The organism is Streptomyces sp. Edi2, assembly GCF_040253635.1.
Classification (GTDB): domain Bacteria; phylum Actinomycetota; class Actinomycetes; order Streptomycetales; family Streptomycetaceae; genus Streptomyces.
In genome coordinates this window covers 3,188,572-3,209,075 of the sequence record NZ_JBEJGX010000003.1, presented here as the reverse complement: position 1 = coordinate 3,209,075, position 20,504 = coordinate 3,188,572, and the positions used below count along the sequence as shown (strand labels likewise).

The 20,504-nt window shown below is 72.7% G+C and carries 19 protein-coding genes and 1 tRNA gene; 9 read left to right on the top strand and 11 right to left on the bottom strand.

What is annotated here, in order from left to right:
- Positions 1-78 precede the first annotated feature (78 nt).
- A complete protein-coding gene (locus tag ABR737_RS17435) occupies positions 79-1,617 on the bottom strand; it encodes a sugar transferase (RefSeq protein WP_350251087.1) in 1,539 nt (512 codons plus the stop codon).
- Positions 1,614-2,801 (bottom strand): glycosyltransferase family 4 protein, encoded by a 1,188-nt coding sequence (locus ABR737_RS17430; RefSeq protein WP_350251086.1) that lies wholly within the window; start codon positions 2,799-2,801, stop codon positions 1,614-1,616. Before ABR737_RS17430 ends, ABR737_RS17435 begins: the two co-directional genes overlap by 4 nt.
- A gap of 14 nt (positions 2,802-2,815) precedes the next feature.
- Here ABR737_RS17430 and ABR737_RS17425 point away from each other — a divergent pair, with 14 nt between their 5' ends.
- The 3 genes from ABR737_RS17425 to ABR737_RS17415 all read left to right on the top strand — a co-directional run bounded on the left by ABR737_RS17425 (position 2,816) and on the right by ABR737_RS17415 (position 4,791).
- Entirely contained in the window at positions 2,816-3,205 is a 390-nt protein-coding gene (locus ABR737_RS17425) for a hypothetical protein (RefSeq protein WP_350251085.1), read from the top strand.
- 220 nt (positions 3,206-3,425) lie between these two features.
- Positions 3,426-3,743: a chaplin gene (locus tag ABR737_RS17420; protein WP_350251084.1), complete on the top strand. Its 318-nt coding sequence runs from the start codon at positions 3,426-3,428 to the stop codon at positions 3,741-3,743.
- Positions 3,744-3,930: 187 nt separating this feature from the next.
- A complete protein-coding gene (locus tag ABR737_RS17415) occupies positions 3,931-4,791 on the top strand; it encodes a spermidine synthase (protein WP_350251083.1) in 861 nt (286 codons plus the stop codon).
- A gap of 137 nt (positions 4,792-4,928) precedes the next feature.
- Here the strand turns inward: ABR737_RS17415 and ABR737_RS17410 are convergent, their stop codons facing one another.
- Positions 4,929-5,492, bottom strand: a complete 564-nt coding sequence (locus tag ABR737_RS17410; protein WP_350251082.1) for a hypothetical protein — start codon at positions 5,490-5,492, stop codon at positions 4,929-4,931.
- Positions 5,493-5,609: 117 nt separating this feature from the next.
- Between ABR737_RS17410 and ABR737_RS17405 the strand changes: the two genes are divergently transcribed.
- The 3 genes from ABR737_RS17405 to ABR737_RS17395 all read left to right on the top strand — a co-directional run bounded on the left by ABR737_RS17405 (position 5,610) and on the right by ABR737_RS17395 (position 9,079).
- Positions 5,610-6,302, top strand: coding sequence for a response regulator transcription factor (locus ABR737_RS17405; RefSeq protein WP_350251081.1), 693 nt, complete (start codon positions 5,610-5,612; stop codon positions 6,300-6,302).
- Positions 6,303-6,417: 115 nt separating this feature from the next.
- Positions 6,418-7,821, top strand: coding sequence for a sensor histidine kinase (locus ABR737_RS17400; RefSeq protein ID WP_350251080.1), 1,404 nt, complete (start codon positions 6,418-6,420; stop codon positions 7,819-7,821).
- Positions 7,822-8,023: 202 nt separating this feature from the next.
- Complete coding sequence (locus ABR737_RS17395; protein ID WP_502964332.1) at positions 8,024-9,079, top strand: chitinase; 1,056 nt, start codon at positions 8,024-8,026, stop codon at positions 9,077-9,079.
- Between the two features lie 272 nt (positions 9,080-9,351).
- Here the strand turns inward: ABR737_RS17395 and ABR737_RS17390 are convergent, their stop codons facing one another.
- Positions 9,352-10,263, bottom strand: coding sequence for a helix-turn-helix domain-containing protein (locus ABR737_RS17390; protein ID WP_350251079.1), 912 nt, complete (start codon positions 10,261-10,263; stop codon positions 9,352-9,354).
- Positions 10,264-10,384: 121 nt separating this feature from the next.
- Between ABR737_RS17390 and ABR737_RS17385 the strand changes: the two genes are divergently transcribed.
- The gene (locus tag ABR737_RS17385) at positions 10,385-11,035 is read left to right on the top strand and encodes an NAD(P)-dependent oxidoreductase (RefSeq protein WP_350251078.1); all 651 of its coding nucleotides are present in this window, start codon (positions 10,385-10,387) and stop codon (positions 11,033-11,035) included.
- A 154-nt stretch (positions 11,036-11,189) separates the two neighbouring features.
- On the opposite strand, the gene ABR737_RS17380 is transcribed toward ABR737_RS17385, so the two are convergent.
- The 4 genes from ABR737_RS17380 to ABR737_RS17365 form a co-directional block, all read right to left on the bottom strand.
- Positions 11,190-11,265, bottom strand: a tRNA-His gene (locus ABR737_RS17380).
- A 162-nt stretch (positions 11,266-11,427) separates the two neighbouring features.
- Positions 11,428-12,045: an oligoribonuclease gene (gene orn / locus ABR737_RS17375; protein WP_350251077.1), complete on the bottom strand. Its 618-nt coding sequence runs from the start codon at positions 12,043-12,045 to the stop codon at positions 11,428-11,430.
- A 5-nt stretch (positions 12,046-12,050) separates the two neighbouring features.
- Positions 12,051-13,337: a helix-turn-helix domain-containing protein gene (locus ABR737_RS17370; RefSeq protein WP_350251076.1), complete on the bottom strand. Its 1,287-nt coding sequence runs from the start codon at positions 13,335-13,337 to the stop codon at positions 12,051-12,053.
- Positions 13,338-13,686: 349 nt separating this feature from the next.
- A complete protein-coding gene (locus ABR737_RS17365; RefSeq protein ID WP_350251075.1) occupies positions 13,687-13,959 on the bottom strand; it encodes a hypothetical protein in 273 nt (90 codons plus the stop codon).
- 399 nt (positions 13,960-14,358) lie between these two features.
- Here ABR737_RS17365 and ABR737_RS17360 point away from each other — a divergent pair, with 399 nt between their 5' ends.
- A complete protein-coding gene (locus ABR737_RS17360) occupies positions 14,359-14,880 on the top strand; it encodes a universal stress protein (RefSeq protein WP_159480989.1) in 522 nt (173 codons plus the stop codon).
- A 398-nt stretch (positions 14,881-15,278) separates the two neighbouring features.
- Here ABR737_RS17360 and glmS read toward each other — a convergent pair whose 3' ends face one another.
- Both glmS and ABR737_RS17350 read right to left on the bottom strand, forming a co-directional pair.
- Positions 15,279-17,108: a glutamine--fructose-6-phosphate transaminase (isomerizing) gene (gene glmS / locus ABR737_RS17355; RefSeq protein ID WP_350251074.1), complete on the bottom strand. Its 1,830-nt coding sequence runs from the start codon at positions 17,106-17,108 to the stop codon at positions 15,279-15,281.
- 66 nt (positions 17,109-17,174) lie between these two features.
- On the bottom strand, positions 17,175-17,465 hold the full coding sequence (locus tag ABR737_RS17350; protein ID WP_350251073.1) for a hypothetical protein: 291 nt from the start codon (positions 17,463-17,465) through the stop codon (positions 17,175-17,177).
- 189 nt (positions 17,466-17,654) lie between these two features.
- Between ABR737_RS17350 and ABR737_RS17345 the strand changes: the two genes are divergently transcribed.
- Complete coding sequence (locus ABR737_RS17345) at positions 17,655-19,259, top strand: beta-N-acetylhexosaminidase (protein WP_350251072.1); 1,605 nt, start codon at positions 17,655-17,657, stop codon at positions 19,257-19,259.
- An 84-nt stretch (positions 19,260-19,343) separates the two neighbouring features.
- Here ABR737_RS17345 and ABR737_RS17340 read toward each other — a convergent pair whose 3' ends face one another.
- A complete protein-coding gene (locus ABR737_RS17340) occupies positions 19,344-20,504 on the bottom strand; it encodes an acyl-CoA dehydrogenase family protein (protein WP_350251071.1) in 1,161 nt (386 codons plus the stop codon).

Below are 20,504 nucleotides of genomic sequence, written 5' to 3'. Positions count from 1 at the left end.
ACGGGGGCGCGGCGGGTGGGGAAGGTGCTTTCGGCGCGGCGGGTGTGTGCGGTGCGGCGCCGGCCGGCGCGCCCGCGCTCATCCGCGCTCCCGCCGCACCGGCGGGGCCACGGTGCGCAGCAGGATCCGGAGGTCCTGCCACGGCGACCAGCTGTCGATGTAGAGGTTGTCGAAGCGGGCCCGGTCCTCCGGGGAGGCGCCGCCGCGCAGCCCGTGCACCTGCGCAAGTCCCGTCAGGCCAGGACGCATCCGGTGCCGGGCGTCGTACTCCGGGCAGGCCTGGGTGCACTGCCGGACGACGCGGGGGTGCTCCGCGCGGGGACCCACCAGGCTCATATCGCCGCGCAGCACGTTCCACAGCTGCGGCAGCCCCTCCAGCGCGGTCCGCCGCAGCAGCCGGCCGACCCGGCTCATCCCGCCGTCGTCGGCCCCGCCCGGCTGGTTCGTCTCCTCGTGCGCCGCGGGCCCGCTCCGTCGGCTCGCCTCCCCGTGCGCCGCGGGCCCGCGCAGGGTGCGGAACGTCAGCAGGGTGAAGCCGCGCCCGTCCCGGCCGGTCCGTTGCTGCCGGCGGAGCACGCCGGGTCCGTCGGCGAGCCGTAGCGCGAGGGCACAGCCCAGCAGCACCGGGGCCGCGACCAGCAGCGCCGGACCGGCCAGCGCGAGGTCCAGGGCCCGCTTGCGCCGGCCGCCGTGCCGCGGCGGGGCGGTGTCCAGCCGGCGGCAGGCGAAGCCCCACAGCTGGTCGGTGCCCGCATGCGGCGGGTGGCCCTCGCGGGCGGCCGCCGGGCCGGCCAGCCAGATCGCCGAGCCCTGGTCGACGAAGCGGCGCAGCAGCGCGGCGGTGTGCGGATCGCCGTACGGCGGCAGCGTGAACACCACGTCCCGCACGGTGTGCCGGATGACGGCCCGGTTGAGGTCCGGCGCGGAGGTGAGCCACGGCAGCGGCAGGCCCCCGCGGGCCCGGGCAGCGGCGGGCCCGCCTGGCGGCAGCGGCGCCGGGGGGACCAGTCCCACCGGGCACAGGCCGTACTCGGGGCGGGCGTGCAGCACGGCGGCGAGCTGCCGGGCGGCCGGGTCGGCGCCCACGATCAGCGCGGCGCGCGGCCGGCGGCGGGCGGCGTTGCGGCGCGCCCGGTAGACCGTGGCCCGGCCACCGCACAGAAGCAGGGTGTGTGCCGCCACCGCGCCCGACAGCACGACCGGTGGCAGCGCCCGCCCGGGGTCTACGGCGGCGAGCACCGCGGCCGCCGCGCACCACAGAACGGCGGCCCGGCCCAGCAGGTTCGGCAGGTCGTTCAGCGCGTTCGGGGCGGGGCCGGGACGGTAGAGACCGGCCCGGTGGTGGAGCAGCAGCACGGCCGGCACCAGCGCGGCGAGCGCCGCCGGCGCCGCAGCGGTGCCCAGGGCGAGCAGCGCGGCGCCCGCGGTGGCCAGGCAGTCGGCGGCCGGCAGCAAGGCGGCGGTCCGCCGCCGCAGGCAGCGGCCGGGCCGGGGCGGGGGCAGGGTCCTGGGGACCGGCCCGCGGGGCGGACGGCCCGCGGCGGCCGCCGGCCGGGGTACTGCCGACGGGGGCAGGACCCCGGCGGAACGGGGGGCGTCCGCGCGATTCGTCGTCATCGGCTGATCCGCTCCCTGCTCTCCGGGCACGCCGCACCGAGCAGTTCGCGGTACAGCCCGAGGACGGCCGCCGCGGTGTGCCGCACGTCGTACGCCGCCCGCATGTGCTCCAGGGCCCGCTGACCCAGCGCGCCGCGCAGCTGAGGGCGGGTCAGCAGGCCGCATACGGCCTGTGCCAGGGCGGCCGGGTCCGCGGGCGGCACCAGGCAGTGCGGTGCGGCCCCGGGCGGCAGGCTCTCCCGGGCCCCGCCGACATCGGTGACCACCACGGGGCGGCCGCAGGCCATCGCCTCCAGAGGGGCCAGCGCCATGCTTTCCCGGTGGGACGGGAGGACGACCAGATCCGCCGCCCGGTACCAGGGGACGGCGTCCCGCGCCGCGCCCGCGAACCGCACACCGGGTGGTGCGGCGGCATGCAGCAGCTCCCGGTCCGGGCCGTCGCCGACCAGCACCAGCCGGGCGTCCGGGACGACCGCGCGGACCGCGGGCCAGGCCCGCAACAGCGACAGCTGGCCCTTTCGCGGACACAGCCGCCCCACGCACACCACCAGGGGCGCGTCCGGCGGCAGATCGCCGAGTGCGGGCAGGTCCCGGCGCAGCGCACGCCGCACCGCGTCCTCACGGTAGGCGGGCGCGCAACGGTCCAGGTCCACCCCGTTGCGGATCACCGCCCACCGGGCCGGCACCCCCGCTTCGGCGCCCCGCAGCCGCTCCGCCTCGCTCACGCACAGCACCCGGTCCGCCCAGCGCGCGGCGTACCGCTCACAGCCGAGCGCCGGCCGCGACGCCGTCCCGTCGGCCGACTCGAAGGACCAGGTGTACGGCTGATGGACCGTCGGGATCCGGCCCCGGACGGCCAGACGGGCCGCGAGCCCGGCCTTGGCGCCGTGCGTATGGACGAGGTGCGGGCCGAGCCGCCGGATCAGCCGGGCCAGCCGTCCCCTCTCCCCGGCGAGTGCCGGGCCCGGGGCGCGGCGGGCCGGCCACGGCACCACCTCGGCGCCCGCCGCGGCGGCGTCCCGGTGGAGCACCCCACCGGGCGGCGCGGCGACCACGGCCCGCAGCCCCGCCGCCACCTGGGACCGCACCAGGTCGGTGACGACCCGGGCGACCCCGCCGTCGACGGGGCGGGAGACATGGAGAACCGTTGGCCGCTCTGGGCACTGCAGGTCTTGCGGCAGCACGCACTGCTCCCCTGATGACCGAGCTGACAGAACTCTCTGCGGGAATTGCCGGGGCGCGCCGCTCAGCGCCTGGAACCGGTCCGGAGGAAGAGCGCGCCGAGCAGATATCCCCGATTGCGGGTGGTGAAGCGGAAAGCGAGCCGATCGCCGCCGGACCGCGGTGCCGGCCTGCCGCCGAATTCTCCGGAATGACATCCGGGAGTGCTGCGGCCGGCGGGCAGCCGCCGCGGCTGCCGGCCGAATTCGGTGACCGCCGGATTCATGATGACCGCCGGTTTCACGGCGACCGCCGGGTTCCTCGCGTCGGAGACCGGTGCGCATACGACGTCGCGCATGGTGCGGTCCATCGATTTCCGCATGTCTTCCTCTCCGACTTCAATCAGTCAAACTGGAGAGCACTCTGACAGAAATCATGCTGGAATCCGTGGCAGGCACGCCGGACCCCCCTCGGCGATTCCGATGAACGGAATACCGGACTTCGCCGAGGGGCGCCTTACCACCGGACGGGCTAATAGTTACTGCCATAAGAGCTAATATCGTCCCGGACGGGGGAACGCCCGTACCCCTGACTCTTTTCGTTCGTTGTGACCGGTTGCCCCATTCACGAACTGAAAGGAGAATGGGATGAAGCGCTTTGTCAAGGCCGCCGCGGTGAGTGCGGCCAGCTGCGCCGTAGTGCTGAGTGGCGCAGGCATTGCCTCAGCCAGCGGAGACGGTCACCACGGCGGTCGTGGTCACAACCACTTCCGCAGTGACCACCGTGCCCTCTACAACCACCGCTCCGGCGCCAACGCGGCGGGCTTTGCCGCAGGCTCCCCGGGCATCCTCAGTGGCAACAATGTCCAGGTTCCGATCAACATTCCGATCAACATCTGCGGCAACAGCCTCAGCGTTGCCGCGTTGCTGAACCCGGCCTTCGGGAACGTCTGCCTGAACCGGTGACCCGGCGCCGGTCCGGAGGGATATCGGGCCGGCACGGGTCGTGATGTGCAGTTGGCGGATCACCCCGGCCTCGGTCGCGGGTGGTCCGCCACTCTGCCCGATGCGGCCGGGCGCCCCGCCGTACCGGTCGACATCACCTCGCTGACCAGCGGATACGGCCTGTGGGGCAGGGGCCATACTGGAGGGCATGGCGAAGAGCAGACGCGGGCGCGGCGGGCCGGAGCCCGTCACCGAATCGGTGGACGGCGGGCTTGCCGAGCTACGGCCCGACCGGGACCGGACGCGCGGCTGGACGCTGCTGATCGACGGTGCCCCGCAGTCGCATGTGGACCTCGACGACCCGGCATATCTGGACTTCTCCTATCAGCGGCGGCTCGGGCACGTCGCCGACCTGGCCGGACCCGCGGGCAAACCGCTGCGCGCCGTCCATCTCGGCGGCGGCGCCCTGACCCTGGCCCGCTATGTCGCGGCCACCCGCCCGCGGTCCACCCAGCAGGTGGTGGAGATCGACGCGCCGCTCGTCGGCCTCGTGCGCCGGCAGCTGCCGTGGGACAGCGGCTGGCGGATACGGGTGCGCGGCGGTGACGCCCGGGCCGGTCTGGCGAAGATCCCGGACGGCTGGGCGGACCTGATCATCGCCGATGTCTTCGGCGGTGCGCGCACGCCCGCGCACCTGACCAGCACCGAATTCCTGACGGAGATCCACCGGGCGCTGCGGCCCGGCGGGTTCTACGCGGCGAACCTCGCGGACGGGCCGCCGTTGCGGTTCCTGCGCGGCCAGATCGCCACGGCCCATACGGTCTTCCCCGAGCTGTGCCTGACCGCCGACCCGGCCGTACTGCGCGGCAAACGCTTCGGCAACGCGGTCCTGCTGGCCGCGGACGGGCCGCTGCCGGTCGCCGAACTGACCCGGCGGGCGGCCACCGATCCGCAGGCCGGCCGGGTCGAACACGGCCGGGCGCTGCTGGACTTCACCGGCGGCGCGGCACCGGTCACCGACGCCACGGCTCTCGCCTCACCCGCCCCGCCGGCCGCAACCTTCGACTGAGGCAGGGCGCGGCTCGCCGCACGGCCCCGGGCGCTCGCCGCCCGCCCCTGGCCGCGCCGTGCGGCGGTGCCGGGCCGTGCGGCGCCAAGTCGGCCATGGGGGCGCCAAGTCGGCCGTGGCGGGCCGGCCGTGGGGCGCTACGCCGTCGGCCCGGTGGTCTGCACCGTCGGCGGATGGCCGTTCCAGGTGCAGAACACGGACGTATGGGTGGTGCCGCCGGAGAAGTCGACCCGGATCCATCCGTCCTGCTTCCACACCTGCATCTCCCAGCCCGAGTTCGGCGTCGCCGACACCAGCTCGGCCGCCCGGCCGCCCATGTCGAAGACCACCCGCCCGCCCGCCGTGGAGTAACTCCTGACCCGGCCGTCGGTGGCCGGTACGGAGCTGCCCGAGGTGGCGTCCGGGTACCCCGGCCGGGGGGTGGCGCTGGGGGACGGGGCGGACGGGCGGGACGGTGTGCCGTCGTCGGGCGCCGGGGCGCGGTCGGGTGAACGGGACGGCCTGGGGCGGTGGGTGGAGGAGACGCGCGGTGCGGCGGCGTCCTTCCCCGCCTGCGAGGCCACCTGGTCGGAGATCGGCAGCGCGCGCGGTGCGTCGTACGCGGTGGCGGACAGCACGGTGTGCACGCCGAACCATGACAGGGTGACCGCGGCACCGGTCGCCAGCGTCCAGGCCGCCGCATGAACCAGTCCTCGTTGCATCCGGCTCATACTGCCCCACCCGACCGCCCTGTTGCAGCCCGTCCCGCACGTCCCAGTGCGCTGCCCGCTGTCAACCTCGGGCAGGGGACACCGCCCGAATGGCGTACGGTGCCGCCCATGGCACGTGTGCTCGTCGTCGAGGACGACCAGTTCGTACGCTCGGCCCTGATCCGGCATCTGACCGAGGCCGCCCACTCGGTACGCAGCGTCGGTACCGCTCTGGAGGCGCTTCGCGAGGTGGCGCACGTCGGCTTCGACGTCGTCATCCTCGACCTCGGCCTGCCCGATCTCGACGGTGGCGAGGCGCTGAAGATGCTCCGCGGCATCACCGATGTCCCTGTGATCATCGCCACCGCCCGCGACGACGAGGCCGAGATCGTCCGGCTGCTGAACGACGGTGCCGACGACTACCTCACCAAGCCGTTCTCCGTCGAGCACCTGTCGGCCCGGATGACGGCCGTACTGCGCCGCTCGCGGGCCGCCGCGGCCGGCGCGGATGCGCCCTCCCGGGTGATCCGGGTCGGCGGCCTGTCCATCGACCCGCTGCGCCGGCAGGCCGAACTCGACGGCGCCTCCCTCGATCTGACCCGCAGGGAGTTCGACCTGCTGGCCTTCCTCGCCGGGCGCCCCGGCGTCGTCGTCCCCCGCAAGGAACTCCTCGCCGAGGTCTGGCAGCAGTCCTACGGCGACGACCAGACCATCGACGTCCATCTGTCCTGGCTGCGCCGCAAGCTGGGCGAAACCGCGGCGCGGCCCCGGTACCTGCACACGCTGCGGGGCGTGGGCGTGAAGCTGGAGCCACCGCGGTGAGCTGGGGGTACCTCCCAGCGGTAGCTGGGGGAGCGCGCGAGGCAGCCGGACCGCAGACAACCGCGAAAGCCGCACCTCTGCGCCTTGCGGGCGGAGAAGCGAAGGATGAGACGCAGTGAGATGGGCCCTGGTCAAGGTGGCGCTGGCGGTCACCGCCATGGTCGTGGTCGCGTTCGCCGTCCCCCTCGGACTGGTCGTCAAGGAGCTGGCCCGCGACCGCGCCTACTCCAATGCCGAACGGCAGGCCGCCACCATCGGCCCGGTCCTCGCCATCACCACCGACCGCACCCAGCTCGAACGCGCCGTCGCCAGCGCCGAGACCGGACCCGGCGGCCGGATCGGCGTCCATGTCCCGGCGAGCGGCCGGAACGGCAAGCCCGCCGAGATCGGTGCCCGGCGTGCGGCGGAGAAGGATGTGGCGGCCGCCGCCAAGCTCGGCCGGGCGTCCATCTCCCCGGTCCCCGGCGGCTCCTCGCTCCTCCAGCCGACCGCCGTCGCCTCGGGTATCGCCGTCGTCGAGGTCTTCGTGCCCGACGCGGCGCTCACCAAGGGCGTCGCCACCTCCTGGGTGGTGCTCGCCGGGGTCGGCCTCGCGCTGGTCATCGGCTCGGTCGCCGTCGCGGACCGGCTCGGCACCCGCATGGTGCGGCCGGCGGAGCGGCTGGCCGGCGCGGCGCACGACCTCGGCACGGGCAAGCTCGGCGTCCGCGTTCCGGAGGACGGCCCCAAGGAACTGCGGTCCGCGGCCAGCGCCTTCAACGCGATGGCCGACCAGGTCGTCCAACTGCTCGCCAACGAGCGCGAACTGGCCGCCGACCTCTCGCACCGGCTGCGCACCCCGCTGACCGTCCTGCGGCTCAACGCCGCCTCGCTCGGTGACACCTCGGCCGCCGAGCAGACCCGGGCCGCCGTCGAACAGCTGGAGCGCGAGGTCGACCAGATCATCCGCACCGCCCGTGAGCAGAAGGCCCAGACCCGGCAGGCCGCCGCCGCGGCCGGCTGTGACGCCGCCGAGGTGATCCGCGAGCGGATGGACTTCTGGTCGGCGCTCGCCGAGGACGAGGGCCGCGCCGTCCGCATCGCCGGCGCGGACCGCCCCGTACGCGTCCCCGTCGCCCGCCCCGAACTCGGCGCCGCCCTGGACGCGATGCTCGGCAACGTCTTCCGCCACACCCCCGAGGGCACCGCCTTCGCGGTCGATGTCCACAACGCCGAGGACGCGGTGATCGTGCTGGTCTCGGACGCCGGCGGCGGCATCGACGACCCGGACGCGGCGCTGCGCCGCGGGCACGGCGGTGGCGGGGCCGGCTCCACCGGCCTCGGCCTGGACATCGTGCGGCGGCTGGCCGAGTCCACCGGCGGCGATGTGCGCCTCGGCCGCTCCGTCCTCGGCGGCACCGAGGTCCGGGTCTGGCTGGCCCTGGACGACCGGCGCGCCCGTCCCGGCACCCGCCGCGGCCACCGGCTGCGCCGCACGCTCGGCATCCGGCGCCGGCGGACCGCGCGCACCGGCTCCTGAACGTCCGCCCGACGGGCAGCTGACCCTGGTTCTTAACCACCCCCTTCCGCTTCCTTAAGGCGCCCCTAAATCCCCCAACCTCCGCACCATTACCGGCATTTGTCCGTTTCCCTGTCGCTAGCGTGCGGGACGCACCACGGTGCACCCCACCCACGCACCGCGGTGCACCCCCGCCCCCCATGTGACGACAGGCAGGCACGAGATGAGTTCTTCGGCACACCGCCGGCGCAAGAGCCGCACCACCAAGCTGATCGTGAGCGGCGCGGCCGCCCTGGTCGCGGCCGGCGGCGCCTTCGCCGTCGCCGGATCCGCCCTGGCAGCCAAGGCACCGCGGACCACCACCGGCGCGCAGGCCCCGAAGGCCGCCGCCGGCTTCGCCCCGTACGCCGACACCTCGCTCGCCCCCGCCTACGACCTGGCCGGCACCGCCCGGAAGACCGGGGTGAAGAACTTCAACCTGGCGTTCGTCACCTCCGGCGGCGGCTGCACCCCCAAGTGGGGCGGCTCCGGCGAGCTCGGCGACGACCAGGTGGCCCGGCAGATACCCGCCCTGCGCAAGGCCGGCGGCGACGTCCGGGTCTCCTTCGGCGGCGCCACCGGCACCGAGCTGGGGGCGGCCTGCGGCTCCGCGGACGAACTGGCCGCCGCCTACGGCAAGGTCATCGACCGGTTCAAGCTCACCAAGGCCGACTTCGACATCGAGGGCGGCGCGCTGCCCGACACCGCCGCCAACACCCGCCGTGCCCAAGCCCTCACCCAGCTCCAGAAGAAGCACCCCGGTCTCGACGTCTCCTTCACGCTGCCGGTCATGCCCGAGGGCCTGACCCAGGACGGGGTGAACCTGGTCGCCGACGCCAAGAAGAACGGCGTCAAGATCTCCGCGGTCAACATCATGGCGATGGACTACGGCGCCTCCTACAGCGGCGACATGGGCACCTACGCCATCCAGGCCGCCACCGCCACCCAGGGCCAGCTCAAGAAGGCGCTCGGCCTGAGCGAGGCGGCCGCCTGGAAGACCGTGGCCGTGACCCCGATGATCGGCGTCAACGACGTCCAGAACGAGGTCTTCAAGGCCGACGACGCCACCCAGCTGGTGAAGTTCGCCCAGCGGAAGCACCTGGCCTGGCTGTCGATGTGGTCCGCCACCCGCGACCAGGCCTGCCCGGGCGGCGCCGGCACCTCGGCGCAGCCCACCTGCAGCTCCGTCCAGCAGAAGCCGCTGGACTTCACCAAGGCCTTCGCCGCGTACACCGGCTGACCCCCACCGGCGGCCCGGCCCCCCCAACCGGACCGCTCGCCCGAGAGACGGGGCGCAGCGGAAACCCCCCACCGCTGCGCCCCGCCGCCGGCTGCCTGCGTGCCCCGCCGCCCGCATGCCCCGGCACCTGCCGCGCCCGTCTCCCTACCGCCCGTGCGCTCCGCCGCCCGCGGCCCGCCGCCCGCGGCCCGCCGCCCGCGGCCCGCCGCCCGCGGCCCGCCGCCCGCGGCCCGCGGCCCGGGTGCCCCAACTCCCGTACGCGGCCCGCGCACTCAGGCCGCACCGCTGCGTACCGCCGTGCGGAAGGCGATCGGGGTGCTGCCCGTCTGCCGCTGGAAGAACTTGCTGAAGTTGGTGGCGTCGGCGAAGCCCAGCCGGTCCGCGATCCGGGCCGCGGAACGGTCGCCGTGCGCCAGCAGCCGCTTGGCCTCCAGCGCCACCCGCCGGTCGATGAACTCCTTGGCCCCCACCCCGGCAACGGCCTCGGTGGCCCGGGAGAGGGTGCGCGGCGCATAGCCCAGCGCGCGGGCGTAGTCGGCGACCCGCCGGCTGCGGGTGAAGTCCCGCTCCACCGCGTCCCGGAAGCGCAGATAGGCCGCGCTCGCCGCACAGGTTCCGTCCCCGGCCCCGTCCGCCTCCCCGCCCGGATGCGCGGCCCGCAGCACCAGTACGGCCAGCAGATGCCGCAGCACATCGAGATGGACCTCCAGCGGCAGCCCGACCGGCGACCCGAACTCCCCGTGCAGCTGCCGCATCGCCTCGTCCACTCCCCGGGCCGCGGCGCCCTCGGGGTGCCGTACGGGCGGCCCGTACCAGTCCTCGACCCGGGCCGCGGCCGCGGTCGCCGGATCCAGGAAGCCGGCCTCGAAGAGCACCAGCCGCCCCTCCGCGCCCGTCAGATCACCGAAGTGCTGGACCTGCCCGGGGCGCGACCACAGCAGGTCGCCCGGCGCGAGGACGTGCTCCCGGAAGTCGACGCTGTGCACCAGCCGGCCGCCGTCCAGGACCAGCAGATGGTGGAAGCCGGGCCGGTGCGGGGCGGACAGCCGGCAGGCGTCCGCGCGCGCCCTCAGCTCCGCGAGCGTCAGCACCTCCACCCCCGTCGGCCGCCCGGCCGGCGCGGAGAACGCCACCTCCGGGATCTCCGGCGACGGCTCCCGGCCGTCCTGTCGCTTTTTGACCATCACCGGTCCTCTCGGCACCCCGAAATGCCCTGCTGGTCCCTCTAGCGTAGAAGACGTCAGCCCGACGGATGACGGAAAACGGAAGTCCTCGCCGGACGTACGCAACAGCTGGGAGACCACCATGTCCACGATCGCGCTCTTCGGGGCCAACGGCACCATCGGAAGCCGCATCCTCCACGAGGCCCTGCGGCGCGGCCACCGGGTCACCGCGGTCGTCCGCGACCCCGCGAAGATCACCACCACCCACCCTGACCTGACCGTGACCACCGGCGACGCCCTTGACCCGGCCTCCGTCGCCGCCGCGGCCCGGGGCCGGGACGTCCTGGTCAGCGCGGTCGGCGGCGGCGACGGACCGGGGCACACCGCCACGATCAGGCCCGCCGCCGAGTCCCTTGTCGCCGGGCTGCGCACCCTCGGCGACACGGCGCCCCGGCTGATCTCCGTCGGCGGCGCCGGCTCGCTGCGCACGCCGGACGGCGCGCGGGTCTGGGACGCGGAAGGCCTTCCCGCCTTCCTGCTGGAGATCATGCACGCCCACGGCGACGCCCTGGACTTCTACCGCTCCGTCGTCGATGTGCGCTGGACCAGCCTCAGCCCGGCCGCCACCATCGAGCCCGGCGAACGCACCGGCAGCTACCGCACCGCCCTCGACGACCTGATCACCGACGCCGAGGGCACCAGCCGGATCACCGCCGAGGACTACGCCGTCGCCGTCGTCGACGAAATAGAGCAGCCCCGCCACATCGGCAAGCGCTTCACCGTCGCCTACTGATCCGCAGCCCCTCCGCAGCGACTCCTCTATAGCGGCACCTCTGCAGCGGCACCTCTACAGTGGCGCCCGGCCCGTCGCCCGGCCGCAGCCGGTCCCCGCTCTCCACGCCCGCCAAAACGCCAAGGCCCCCGACCTGAGGTCGGGGGCCTTGATGTGGGGTGAGTAACGGGACTTGAACCCGCGACATCCTGGACCACAACCAGGTGCTCTACCAGCTGAGCTATACCCACCATGACCGGTGCTGTGTGGTTCTTTTTCCCCACCGGCTGAGAAAAAGTGTACAGGGTCCGAAGGGGTGCTCGCGCCCAGGTTTCGTGTCCTGGGGCGGAGGGCGTGTCGTGCGGGTCACGGCGGACCCGCCGGGGCCCGCACGACACGCGCCCTGCGTGTGACTACGGCGTGGACTGCGGCTCGGCAGGAAGGACGTGCTTGGCGGCAATGGCCTTCGCGGTGTCCGAGTCGGGGCCGGGCTGCGGCACGAAGACCGCCTCCCGGTAGTAGCGGAGTTCCGCGATGGATTCACGGATGTCCGCCAGCGCCCGGTGGTTGCCGCTCTTGTCCGGGCTGTTGAAGTAGGCCCGCGGATACCAGCGCCGGGCCAGCTCCTTCACGGACGAGACATCGACGATCCGGTAGTGGAGGTAGTCCTCCAGCGTCGGCATGTCCCGCAGCAGGAAGCCGCGGTCGGTGCCGACGGAGTTACCGCACAGCGGCGCCTTCCGCGGCTCCGGCACATGCTGCTTGATGTACGCAAGCACCTGTGCCTCGGCCGCCTCCAGCGTCGTGCCGCCGTCCAGTTCCTCCAGCAGCCCGGAGGTGGTGTGCATCTGGCGCACCACCTCCGGCATGGTGCCGAGTGCTTCGGCCGGGGGGCGGATCACCACATCCACCCCGTCGCCCAGCACATTCAGCTCCGAGTCGGTGACCAGAGCGGCCACCTCGATGAGCGCGTCATTCGCCAGCGAGAGGCCGGTCATCTCGCAGTCGATCCACACCATGCGATCGTTCATACATCTCACCCTACGGGGCGCTCGCGCTGTCCGGGCAGCACGGGGCGGACGGTTCCCCTCCCCACCGCGGTTTCCGGCAGCCGGGAGGCGTACACATCCGACTGCGGTTTGCCCGCTTCGCCCGCTTCGGCGGAGCCCAGGCCGTGGCCGGCCAGCGCGGCGGCGGAGAACCGCTCCGCGCCCGCCCCCAGGGCCGCCCGCTCACGCTCCGGCCGCTCGGCGCGCTCGGCCCGCTCCGGTCTGAGCGCGGGCTCGGCCGCCCCGTTCTGCGGCCGCCGTGCGCGGTAGGCCGCCCGGTAGGCGGCGGGCGAGGCGCCCAGCTGCCTGCGGAAGTGGCCGCGCAGGGCGACCGGCGAGCGGAAGCCGCAGCGCCCGGCGACCTCGTCCACCGAATAGTCGGAGGTCTCCAGCAGCCGCTGGGCCTGCAGTACCCGCTGAGTGATCAGCCACTGCAGCGGAGCGCTCCCCGTCAGGGACCTGAAGCGCCGGTCGAAGGTGCGGCGGCTCATGTACGCGCGCGCGGCCAGCGTCTCCACGTCGAACTGCTCGTGGAGGTGTTCCAGCGCCCAGGCGACGACCTCGGCCAGCGGGTCGGCGCCGATCTCTTCAGGTAATGACCTGTCGAGGTAGCGCTGGTGCCCCATATCGGACGCGGTGCGGCGGGGCGGCACGACGAGCCGGCGGGCCAGCGCGTTCGCGGCGTCCGCGCCGTGGTCGGTGCGCACGATGTGCAGACACAGGTCGATGCCGGCCGCCGTTCCCGCGGACGTGAGCACATCGCCGTCGTCGACGAAGAGCTCACGGGGATCCACATGGACGGACGGATAACGCTTGGCGAGCGTCGGCGCGTACATCCAGTGGGTCGTTGCCGGACGGCCGTCCAGCAGTCCGGCCGCGGCGAGGACGAACGCCCCCGTGCACAACCCGACGATTCTGGCCCCTTCTTCATGCGCGCGGCGCAGCGCGTCGAGCGCCGCGGGCGGCGGCGCCTGGGTGATGGAGCGCCAGGCCGGCACGACGACCGTCCCGGCACGGGAGATCGCCTCCAGCCCATAGGGGGCGGACAGTTCGAGCCCCCCGGTCGTGCGCAAAGGCGCATCTTCGCCCGCGCACACAAGCAGCCGGTACCGCGGAACGCCTGCGTCCTGTCGGTCGATGCCGAAGACCGAGAGCGGAATGGAGCTCTCGAAAATGGGGCCGCCGCTGAAGAGGAGCACCGCGACTATTTCGCGGCGTCGTCGGGCGGCGAGCTTGCGTGCGGCATCTGGTACGGCAGCGGAGTCCTGGCTCATGGCACTTAAGCCCCCCTCGGTCGTCTCGCCCTCTCGGTCCTGCACAGTTCCCCCGCTGTTACTACCAAGATCGAATCTACTGTGTTCCGTGAGGATGGAGTGCCAAGTTCACCACCCGCTGGTATGTCGATATGGCAACTTGGCGCGAAGCATTCGATCACGAAGCGTTCCACTCGTCGGGCCTACATGGGAAGTACGCGTCTCGGCTCTGCCCGTTCGAAGTAGGGCACAACCATGCCCAGCGGTCCTTTCCTCCCTGCTCACACCAGGGTTGAGGGGGGCTCGGGGCAAGGTGTGGACCTCGGCCGGAAGTTGGCTGAAAACGGTCGCGCGCAGACTTGCAAGCGCCTCAATCGACCGGCGTACGCCCTTCGGAGTGCCGACCGCCGCCCTGCGCCGTCGACCCCAAATATGCCCTTCCGTCCCGGTGTCTTCCGGTCTCGCGCACGCGGATGCGCGCGGCGGTCCGTTCGGATTGCCGCAGCAGGGCGCGGCACGCACAGGTCACCGCGGCCAGACCGGCGGCGGTACCGGCCGCGCCGGTCCAGGAAGCGCCGCTGATGATCAGTACGAAGGGCACCAGGGCGCAACTGAAGGCGCCCCAGCGCATGACGTCGCTCACTGGGTCGGGTGATCTGTCGGACGGCAACGGCACCGTGTGCTCCCCTCGGACGGGCTGCTACTACAACGCCGGCGGCGATCATGGGTCACCGTGAGGGGTACGTACGGGGGCAGGCCGGGGCATTGCCATCCGGGCCACGCTCCGGCATGCTCCGGGGAACGTTCGAGGCCCCACCCCACCTCGCGCGGGCGCTCCGCGTCCGCAGCGGGCTCTGGGCAGCGGGGGAGTGGCGCCGTACTCTTGGGGTATCGGGTTGGGAAGATGATTCCCAGTCGTATCGTTCCTCTTTGAACTATGGCTCCCGCACCTCGATCGAGCCAGCTCAGTCAACTGCCGGATCAAGTCAATCGCCGTTCCCCGTTCGCCCCTCCGCAAGAGGATGTCCTCGCCGAGACACCAATGGCCGGTCACGAAATCCCCGAACCCGCGGACCGCAAGCAGGTCGCCGATCCGATGGCGGACCTCGAAGCGGCGGAAAAGACGCGCCATTCCTGCGACCCCGCGTTCCGGCACGGCGTCGTGGTCGGCTTCGACGGCTCCATGTCGAGCGAGCGCGCATTGGCGTATGCAATCGGTATGGCCCGGCGCCTCGGCTCCGGGTTGATCATCGTCCATGTGGCCAACCGGCTGCCGACGACCGTCTGGGCGGGCTGCGAGCCCCCGGTCTTCGTGGACGTGCCGGATCACCGCACCGAAGTGCTCGGTCTGGAGCTGGCCTGCGCCGATCACCTCACCGAGGTCCCCTGGGTCCTCGTCGAGCGCGGCGGCGACATCTGCCACGAGCTGGAGGAGGTCGGCCGGGAGTACGAGGCCGACGCGATCGTGGTCGGCTCGACCCACGGCATCGTCGGCCGGATCTTCGGCTCGGTGGCCGGCCGGCTCGCCCGCCGGGCGCAGCGCCCGGTGATCGTGATCCCCTGACCCCTCCGCGCCACCGCCCCCAACTCCCCCTACCGCGCGTCACCTTCACACCGGACGGCCGGCTCTCCGCGGACTGTGCACAGGTGAGGGGGCGTCATGAGGGCGGTGTGCAGCCGCATTTCCACCGGCCCGCGCAGGTGAATTGTGCCCCGGCGAAGGGTAGAAAACGGTCACGTGGGCGCGCCGCATCACGGGCCCGGCGGCCGCGCGCACGGCAACTTCGTGCTGCCGGCCGGGAGGTGACGGTTTCCCGGGGCGGTGGCGCCCCTTTTGCGCCTGAGCCGGCGCCGCTTTCGCGGAGGTGGGGGCCCGCCGTGGGGGTTGCTCAATTGTCGCTTCGGTGGGGCGGATGTTTCACCGTGGCTCGGGAGGTTCCGCCCCACCGTCGGTGCGGGGTTCTACTCCACCGTGACGGACTTGGCGAGGTTGCGGGGCTTGTCGATGTCGCGGCCCAGGGCCAATGCCGTGTGGTAGGCGAGCAGTTGCAGCGGGATGCCCATCAGGATCGGGTCCAGCTCGGGCTCGTTCTTCGGCACGATGATGGTGTGGTCGGCCTTCTCCTGCTCCTGGTGCGCGACGGCCAGGATGCGGCCGCTGCGGGCCTTGATCTCCTCCAGCGCGGCGCGGTTCTTCTCCAGCAGGTCGTCGTCGGGGACGATCGCCACGGTCGGCATCGCGGGCTCGATGAGGGCGAGCGGGCCGTGCTTGAGCTCCGAGGCCGGGTAGGCCTCGGCGTGGATGTAGGAGATCTCCTTGAGCTTCAGGGAGGCCTCGCGGGCCACCGGGTAGCCGCGCACCCGGCCGATGAACATCATCGACTTGGCGTCCGAGTAGGCGGCCGACAGCTCCTTGATCTCTTCCTCGCCCTTGAGGATCTCGTCGATCTGGCCGGGCAGCTTGCGCAGGCCCTCGATGATCCGCTTGCCGTCCGCGACGGACAGGTCACGGATCCGGCCGAGGTGCAGGGCGAGCAGCGCGAAGGAGACCACCATGTTGGTGAAGCACTTGGTGGAGACCACACAGACCTCGGGGCCCGCGTGCACGTAGATGCCGCCGTCGGTCTCCCGGGCGATCGCGGAGCCCACCACATTCACCAGGCCCAGGACCCGCGCGCCCTTGCGCTTGAGCTCCTGGACGGCTGCCAGCACGTCGTAGGTCTCACCGGACTGGGAGACCGCCACGTATAGCGTGTCGGGGTCCACGACCGGGTTGCGGTAGCGGAACTCGGAGGCCGGCTCGGCGTCCGAGGGGATGCGGGCCAGCTCCTCGATCATCTGCGCGCCGATCTGGCCCGCGTGGTACGAGGTGCCGCAGCCCAGGATCTTCACCCGGCGCACCCCGCGCGCCTCGCGGGCGTCGAGGTTCAGGCCGCCGAGGTGCACGGTGGAGAAGCGGTCGTCGATCCGCCCGCGCAGCGCGCGGTCCACCGCGGCCGCCTGCTCGGAGATCTCCTTGTGCATGTACGTGTCGTGGCCGCCCATGTCGTACGACTCGGCCTCCCACTCCACGGTGGTCGGCTCGGCCGAGGTGCGGGAGCCCTCGGTGGTGTACGTGCGGTAGTCGTCGGCCTTGAGGGTGGCCATCTCGCCGTCGTCGAGGGTGACGACCTGGCGGGTGTGCGAGACCAGCGCGGCGACGTCCGAGGAGACGAACATCTCGTGCTCGCCGATGCCCAGGACGACCGGGGAGCCGTTGCGGGCGACGACGATCCGGTCGGGGAAGTCGGCGTGCAGCACGGCGATGCCGTAGGTGCCCTCGATGTGCCGCAGCGCCTCGCGGACCCGCTCCTCCAGCTTCTCGGCCGTGGAGCGGCCGATCAGGTGGGACAGCACCTCGGTGTCGGTCTCGGAGGCGAAGACGACGCCCTCGGCGGTCAGCCGGGTGCGCAGGTCGGCGGCGTTGTCGATGATGCCGTTGTGGACGACGGCGACCTTGCCCTCGGTGTCGAGGTGCGGGTGGGCGTTCTCGTCGGTGGGCGCGCCATGGGTGGCCCAGCGGGTGTGCGCGATGCCCGTGGTGCCGGCGAACCGCTTCGGCACCCGTGACTCCAGCTCCCGGACCCGGCCCTTGGCCTTGGCGGTCTTGAGGCCGCCCGCGGCCTTGCCGGTGCCCTTGGCGTGGATGGCGATGCCCGCCGAGTCGTAGCCGCGGTACTCCAGGCGCTGCAGGCCCTCGAGGAGCAGCGGAGCAACATCACGTTTGCCGATATAGCCGACGATCCCGCACATACAGTGACCCTCCGAGAAGAACGTTGTGGCAATGGTTCGTGCCGCCCGGCGCCCCGGGCGTGGCCGTCAGCCGTAGACGACGCGGCGCAGCTGGCGGGCCGAGAGATCGGGCGGGGCCACGGCGCGGTGCGGCATCTCGTGGCGGATCCGTTCGAAGATCTCGTCGTTGCGCAGCCCCTGGGACTGCAGCTCCCGATGGCGCCGGCGGACGAATTCCTCCGTCGTCTCGTCGAAGTACGCCAGCACATCGAGCACCACCCGGGCGGCCTCACCGCGCTGCAGCGGTGTGCTGCGCACGAGGTGGTCCACCAGGTCATCGTGCGGCGCCTCAGCGCTGCGGTTACGGCGTTCGAGCACCCGTCGATATTGCGGGTCGCCGCACGGATACGCAAGAAATCTGCCCGATATCGGGCACGTCACTGAATCGGCGGCCGGAAAGTGGTCTACACCTTGACCGGAATCGAGGCTCACGGTACGCATGGTCACCGTTCGGTCGCTCCATGCCATGCACGACGTCATGCACAAGGTTCGCCGAAGGGACCGTCGATGAGACGACGCAGACTGCTGTTCTCGCTGCTGCTGGTCGCGGCGGCGGGGCTGGGAACCGCCGCCGTACCGCCACCGGGCGCCGCGCACGCCGCCGCCCCGGCCGCCACACCACTGGACCAGGTGATCCCCGCCCCCGCGTCCGTGCACAGCACCGGGGACGCGTACACCCTCGGCGACCGCACCCGGATCCGTGTGCCCGGCGGCTCCGGCGAGGCCGAGCGGGTGGCCGGCTATCTGGCGGGGCTGCTGCGGCCCGCCACCGGCTTCGGACTCCCGGTGACCACCAAGGACGGCCGGGACGGCATCGTCCTCCGGCTCGGCGGCAGCGGCACCAAGGACCTGGGGGCCGAGGGCTACCGGCTCACCTCGGGCGCCCGTGCGGTCACGATCAGCGCCGCCCGCCCGGCCGGCCTCTTCCACGGCGTCCAGACGCTCCGGCAGCTGCTCCCGGCCGACGCGGAGCGGGCGGACGCCCGGCGCGGCACCTGGCGGATCGCCGGGGGCACCATCGCCGACTCACCGCGCTACGCCTATCGCGGCGCGATGCTCGACGTCTCCCGGCACTTCTTCACCGTCGCGCAGGTCAAGCGGTATATCGACCAGCTCGCCATGTACAAGATCAACAAGCTGCATCTGCACCTCTCCGACGACCAGGGCTGGCGGATCGCCATCAAGTCCTGGCCGCGGCTGGCGACCTACGGCGGCTCCACCCAGGTCGGCGGCGGCCGCGGCGGCTACTACACCAAGGACGACTACCGCGAGATCATCCGCTATGCCGCGGCCCGCTATCTGACCGTCGTCCCCGAGATCGACATGCCGGGCCACACCAACGCCGCGCTGGCCTCCTACGCCCCGCTCAACTGCAACGGCCAGGCGCCGCCGCTCTACACCGGCACCCAGGTCGGCTTCAGCTCCCTGTGCGTCCCCAAGAAGGAGACGTACGACTTCGTGGACGACGTCCTCCGCGAGCTCGCGGCCATGACACCCGGCCGCTATCTCCACATCGGCGGGGACGAGGCGCACTCCACCAGCCATGCGGACTACGTGACCTTCATGGACAAGGTGCAGCCGGTGGTCGCCAAGTACGGCAAGACCGCGATCGGCTGGCACCAGCTGACCGGAGCACACCCGGCGAAGGGCGCCGTGGCCCAGTACTGGGGCTACGACAAGACGGGCGCGGCCGAGCGCCGGCAGGTCGCCGACGCCGCCAACAACGGCACCCGGCTGATCCTCTCGCCCGCCGACCGCGCCTACCTCGACATGAAGTACGACAAGAACACGCCGCTGGGCCTGAACTGGGCCGGCTACGTCGGCGTCGAGCGGTCCTACGACTGGGACCCGGGCAGCTACCTCGACGGTGCCCCCGCGGACTCCGTCCTGGGCGTCGAGGCGCCCCTGTGGTCCGAGACCCTGTCCACCTCCGCGCACCTCGATTACATGGCCTTCCCCCGGCTGCCGGGCATCGCCGAGCTGGGCTGGTCGCCGGCGTCCACGCACGACTGGGACGACTACAAGGTGCGGCTCGCCGCCCAGGGGCCCCGCTGGGACGCGCTGGGCATCGGCTATTACCGCTCGCCGGAGGTGCCGTGGCCCGCGAAGTGAGCGGGTGAGAGACATCGCCGTCGGCCGCTCCGCGGCCGGCCCCGTCGCGCGGGGCCGGCCGCAGGACCGGCGCAGTGCATCCGGTCAGGCGCCCAGGCCCAGCTCCCTGGCGATCAGCATCCGCTGGACCTCGCTGGTGCCCTCGCCGATCTCCAGGATCTTGGCGTCCCGCCACATCCGGGCGACCGGGTACTCGTTCATGAAGCCGTACCCGCCGTGGATCTGGGTGGCCTCACGGGCGTTGTCCACCGCGATCTCGGAGGAGTAGAGCTTGGCGAGCGCGGCCTCCTTCTTGAAGGGCTCGCCGTGCACCAGCCGGGACGCGGCATCACGCCAGGCCAGCCGGGAGGTGTGGGCGCGCATCTCCATGTCGGCGAGCTTGAACTGGATCGCCTGGTTGGTGCCGATCGCACGGCCGAAGGCCTGCCGCTCCTTGGCGTAGCGCACCGACTCGTCCACACAGCCCTGGGCCAGGCCGGTGGCCAGGGCCGCGATCGCGATCCTGCCCTCGTCGAGGATCCGCAGGAACTGGGCGTAGCCGCGGCCCTCCTCGCCCACCAGGTTGGCGGCCGGGACGCGGACGTCGGAGAAGGACAGCTCGCGGGTGTCCGAAGCGCTCCAGCCGACCTTGGAGTACGGGGCGCCGACCGTGAAGCCCGGCGTGCCGGACGGCACGATGATCGAGGAGATCAGCGGGGCGCCATTGTCCTTGCGGCCGGTGACGGCAGTGACCGTGACCAGGCCGGTGATGTCCGTACCGGAGTTGGTGATGAAGCACTTGCTGCCGTTGATCACCCAGTCCCCGCCGTCGCGTACGGCGGTGGTACGGGTGGCGCCGGCGTCCGAGCCGCCGTCCGGCTCGGTGAGGCCGAACGCGCCCAGCACCTCACCGCTGCACAGCTTGGGCAGCCACTCGCGCTTCTGCTCCTCCGTGCCGAAGTGGTAAATCGGCATGGCGCCCAGCGAGACGCCGGCCTCCAGGGTGATGGCCACCGAGGAGTCGACCCGGGCCAGCTCCTCCAGGGCGATGCCGAGCGCGAGGTAGTCGCCGCCCATCCCGCCGTACTCCTCGGGGAACGGCAGGCCGAACAGGCCCATCCGGCCCATCTCCTGCACGATCTCGTACGGGAACGCATGCTGCTCGTAGTACTCGCCGATCTTCGGGGCGACGACGTCGTGCGCGAACGCCTCGACGGTGCGCCGGAGTTCTTCCAGCTCGGCGGGCAGACGGTGGTCCAGTGACAT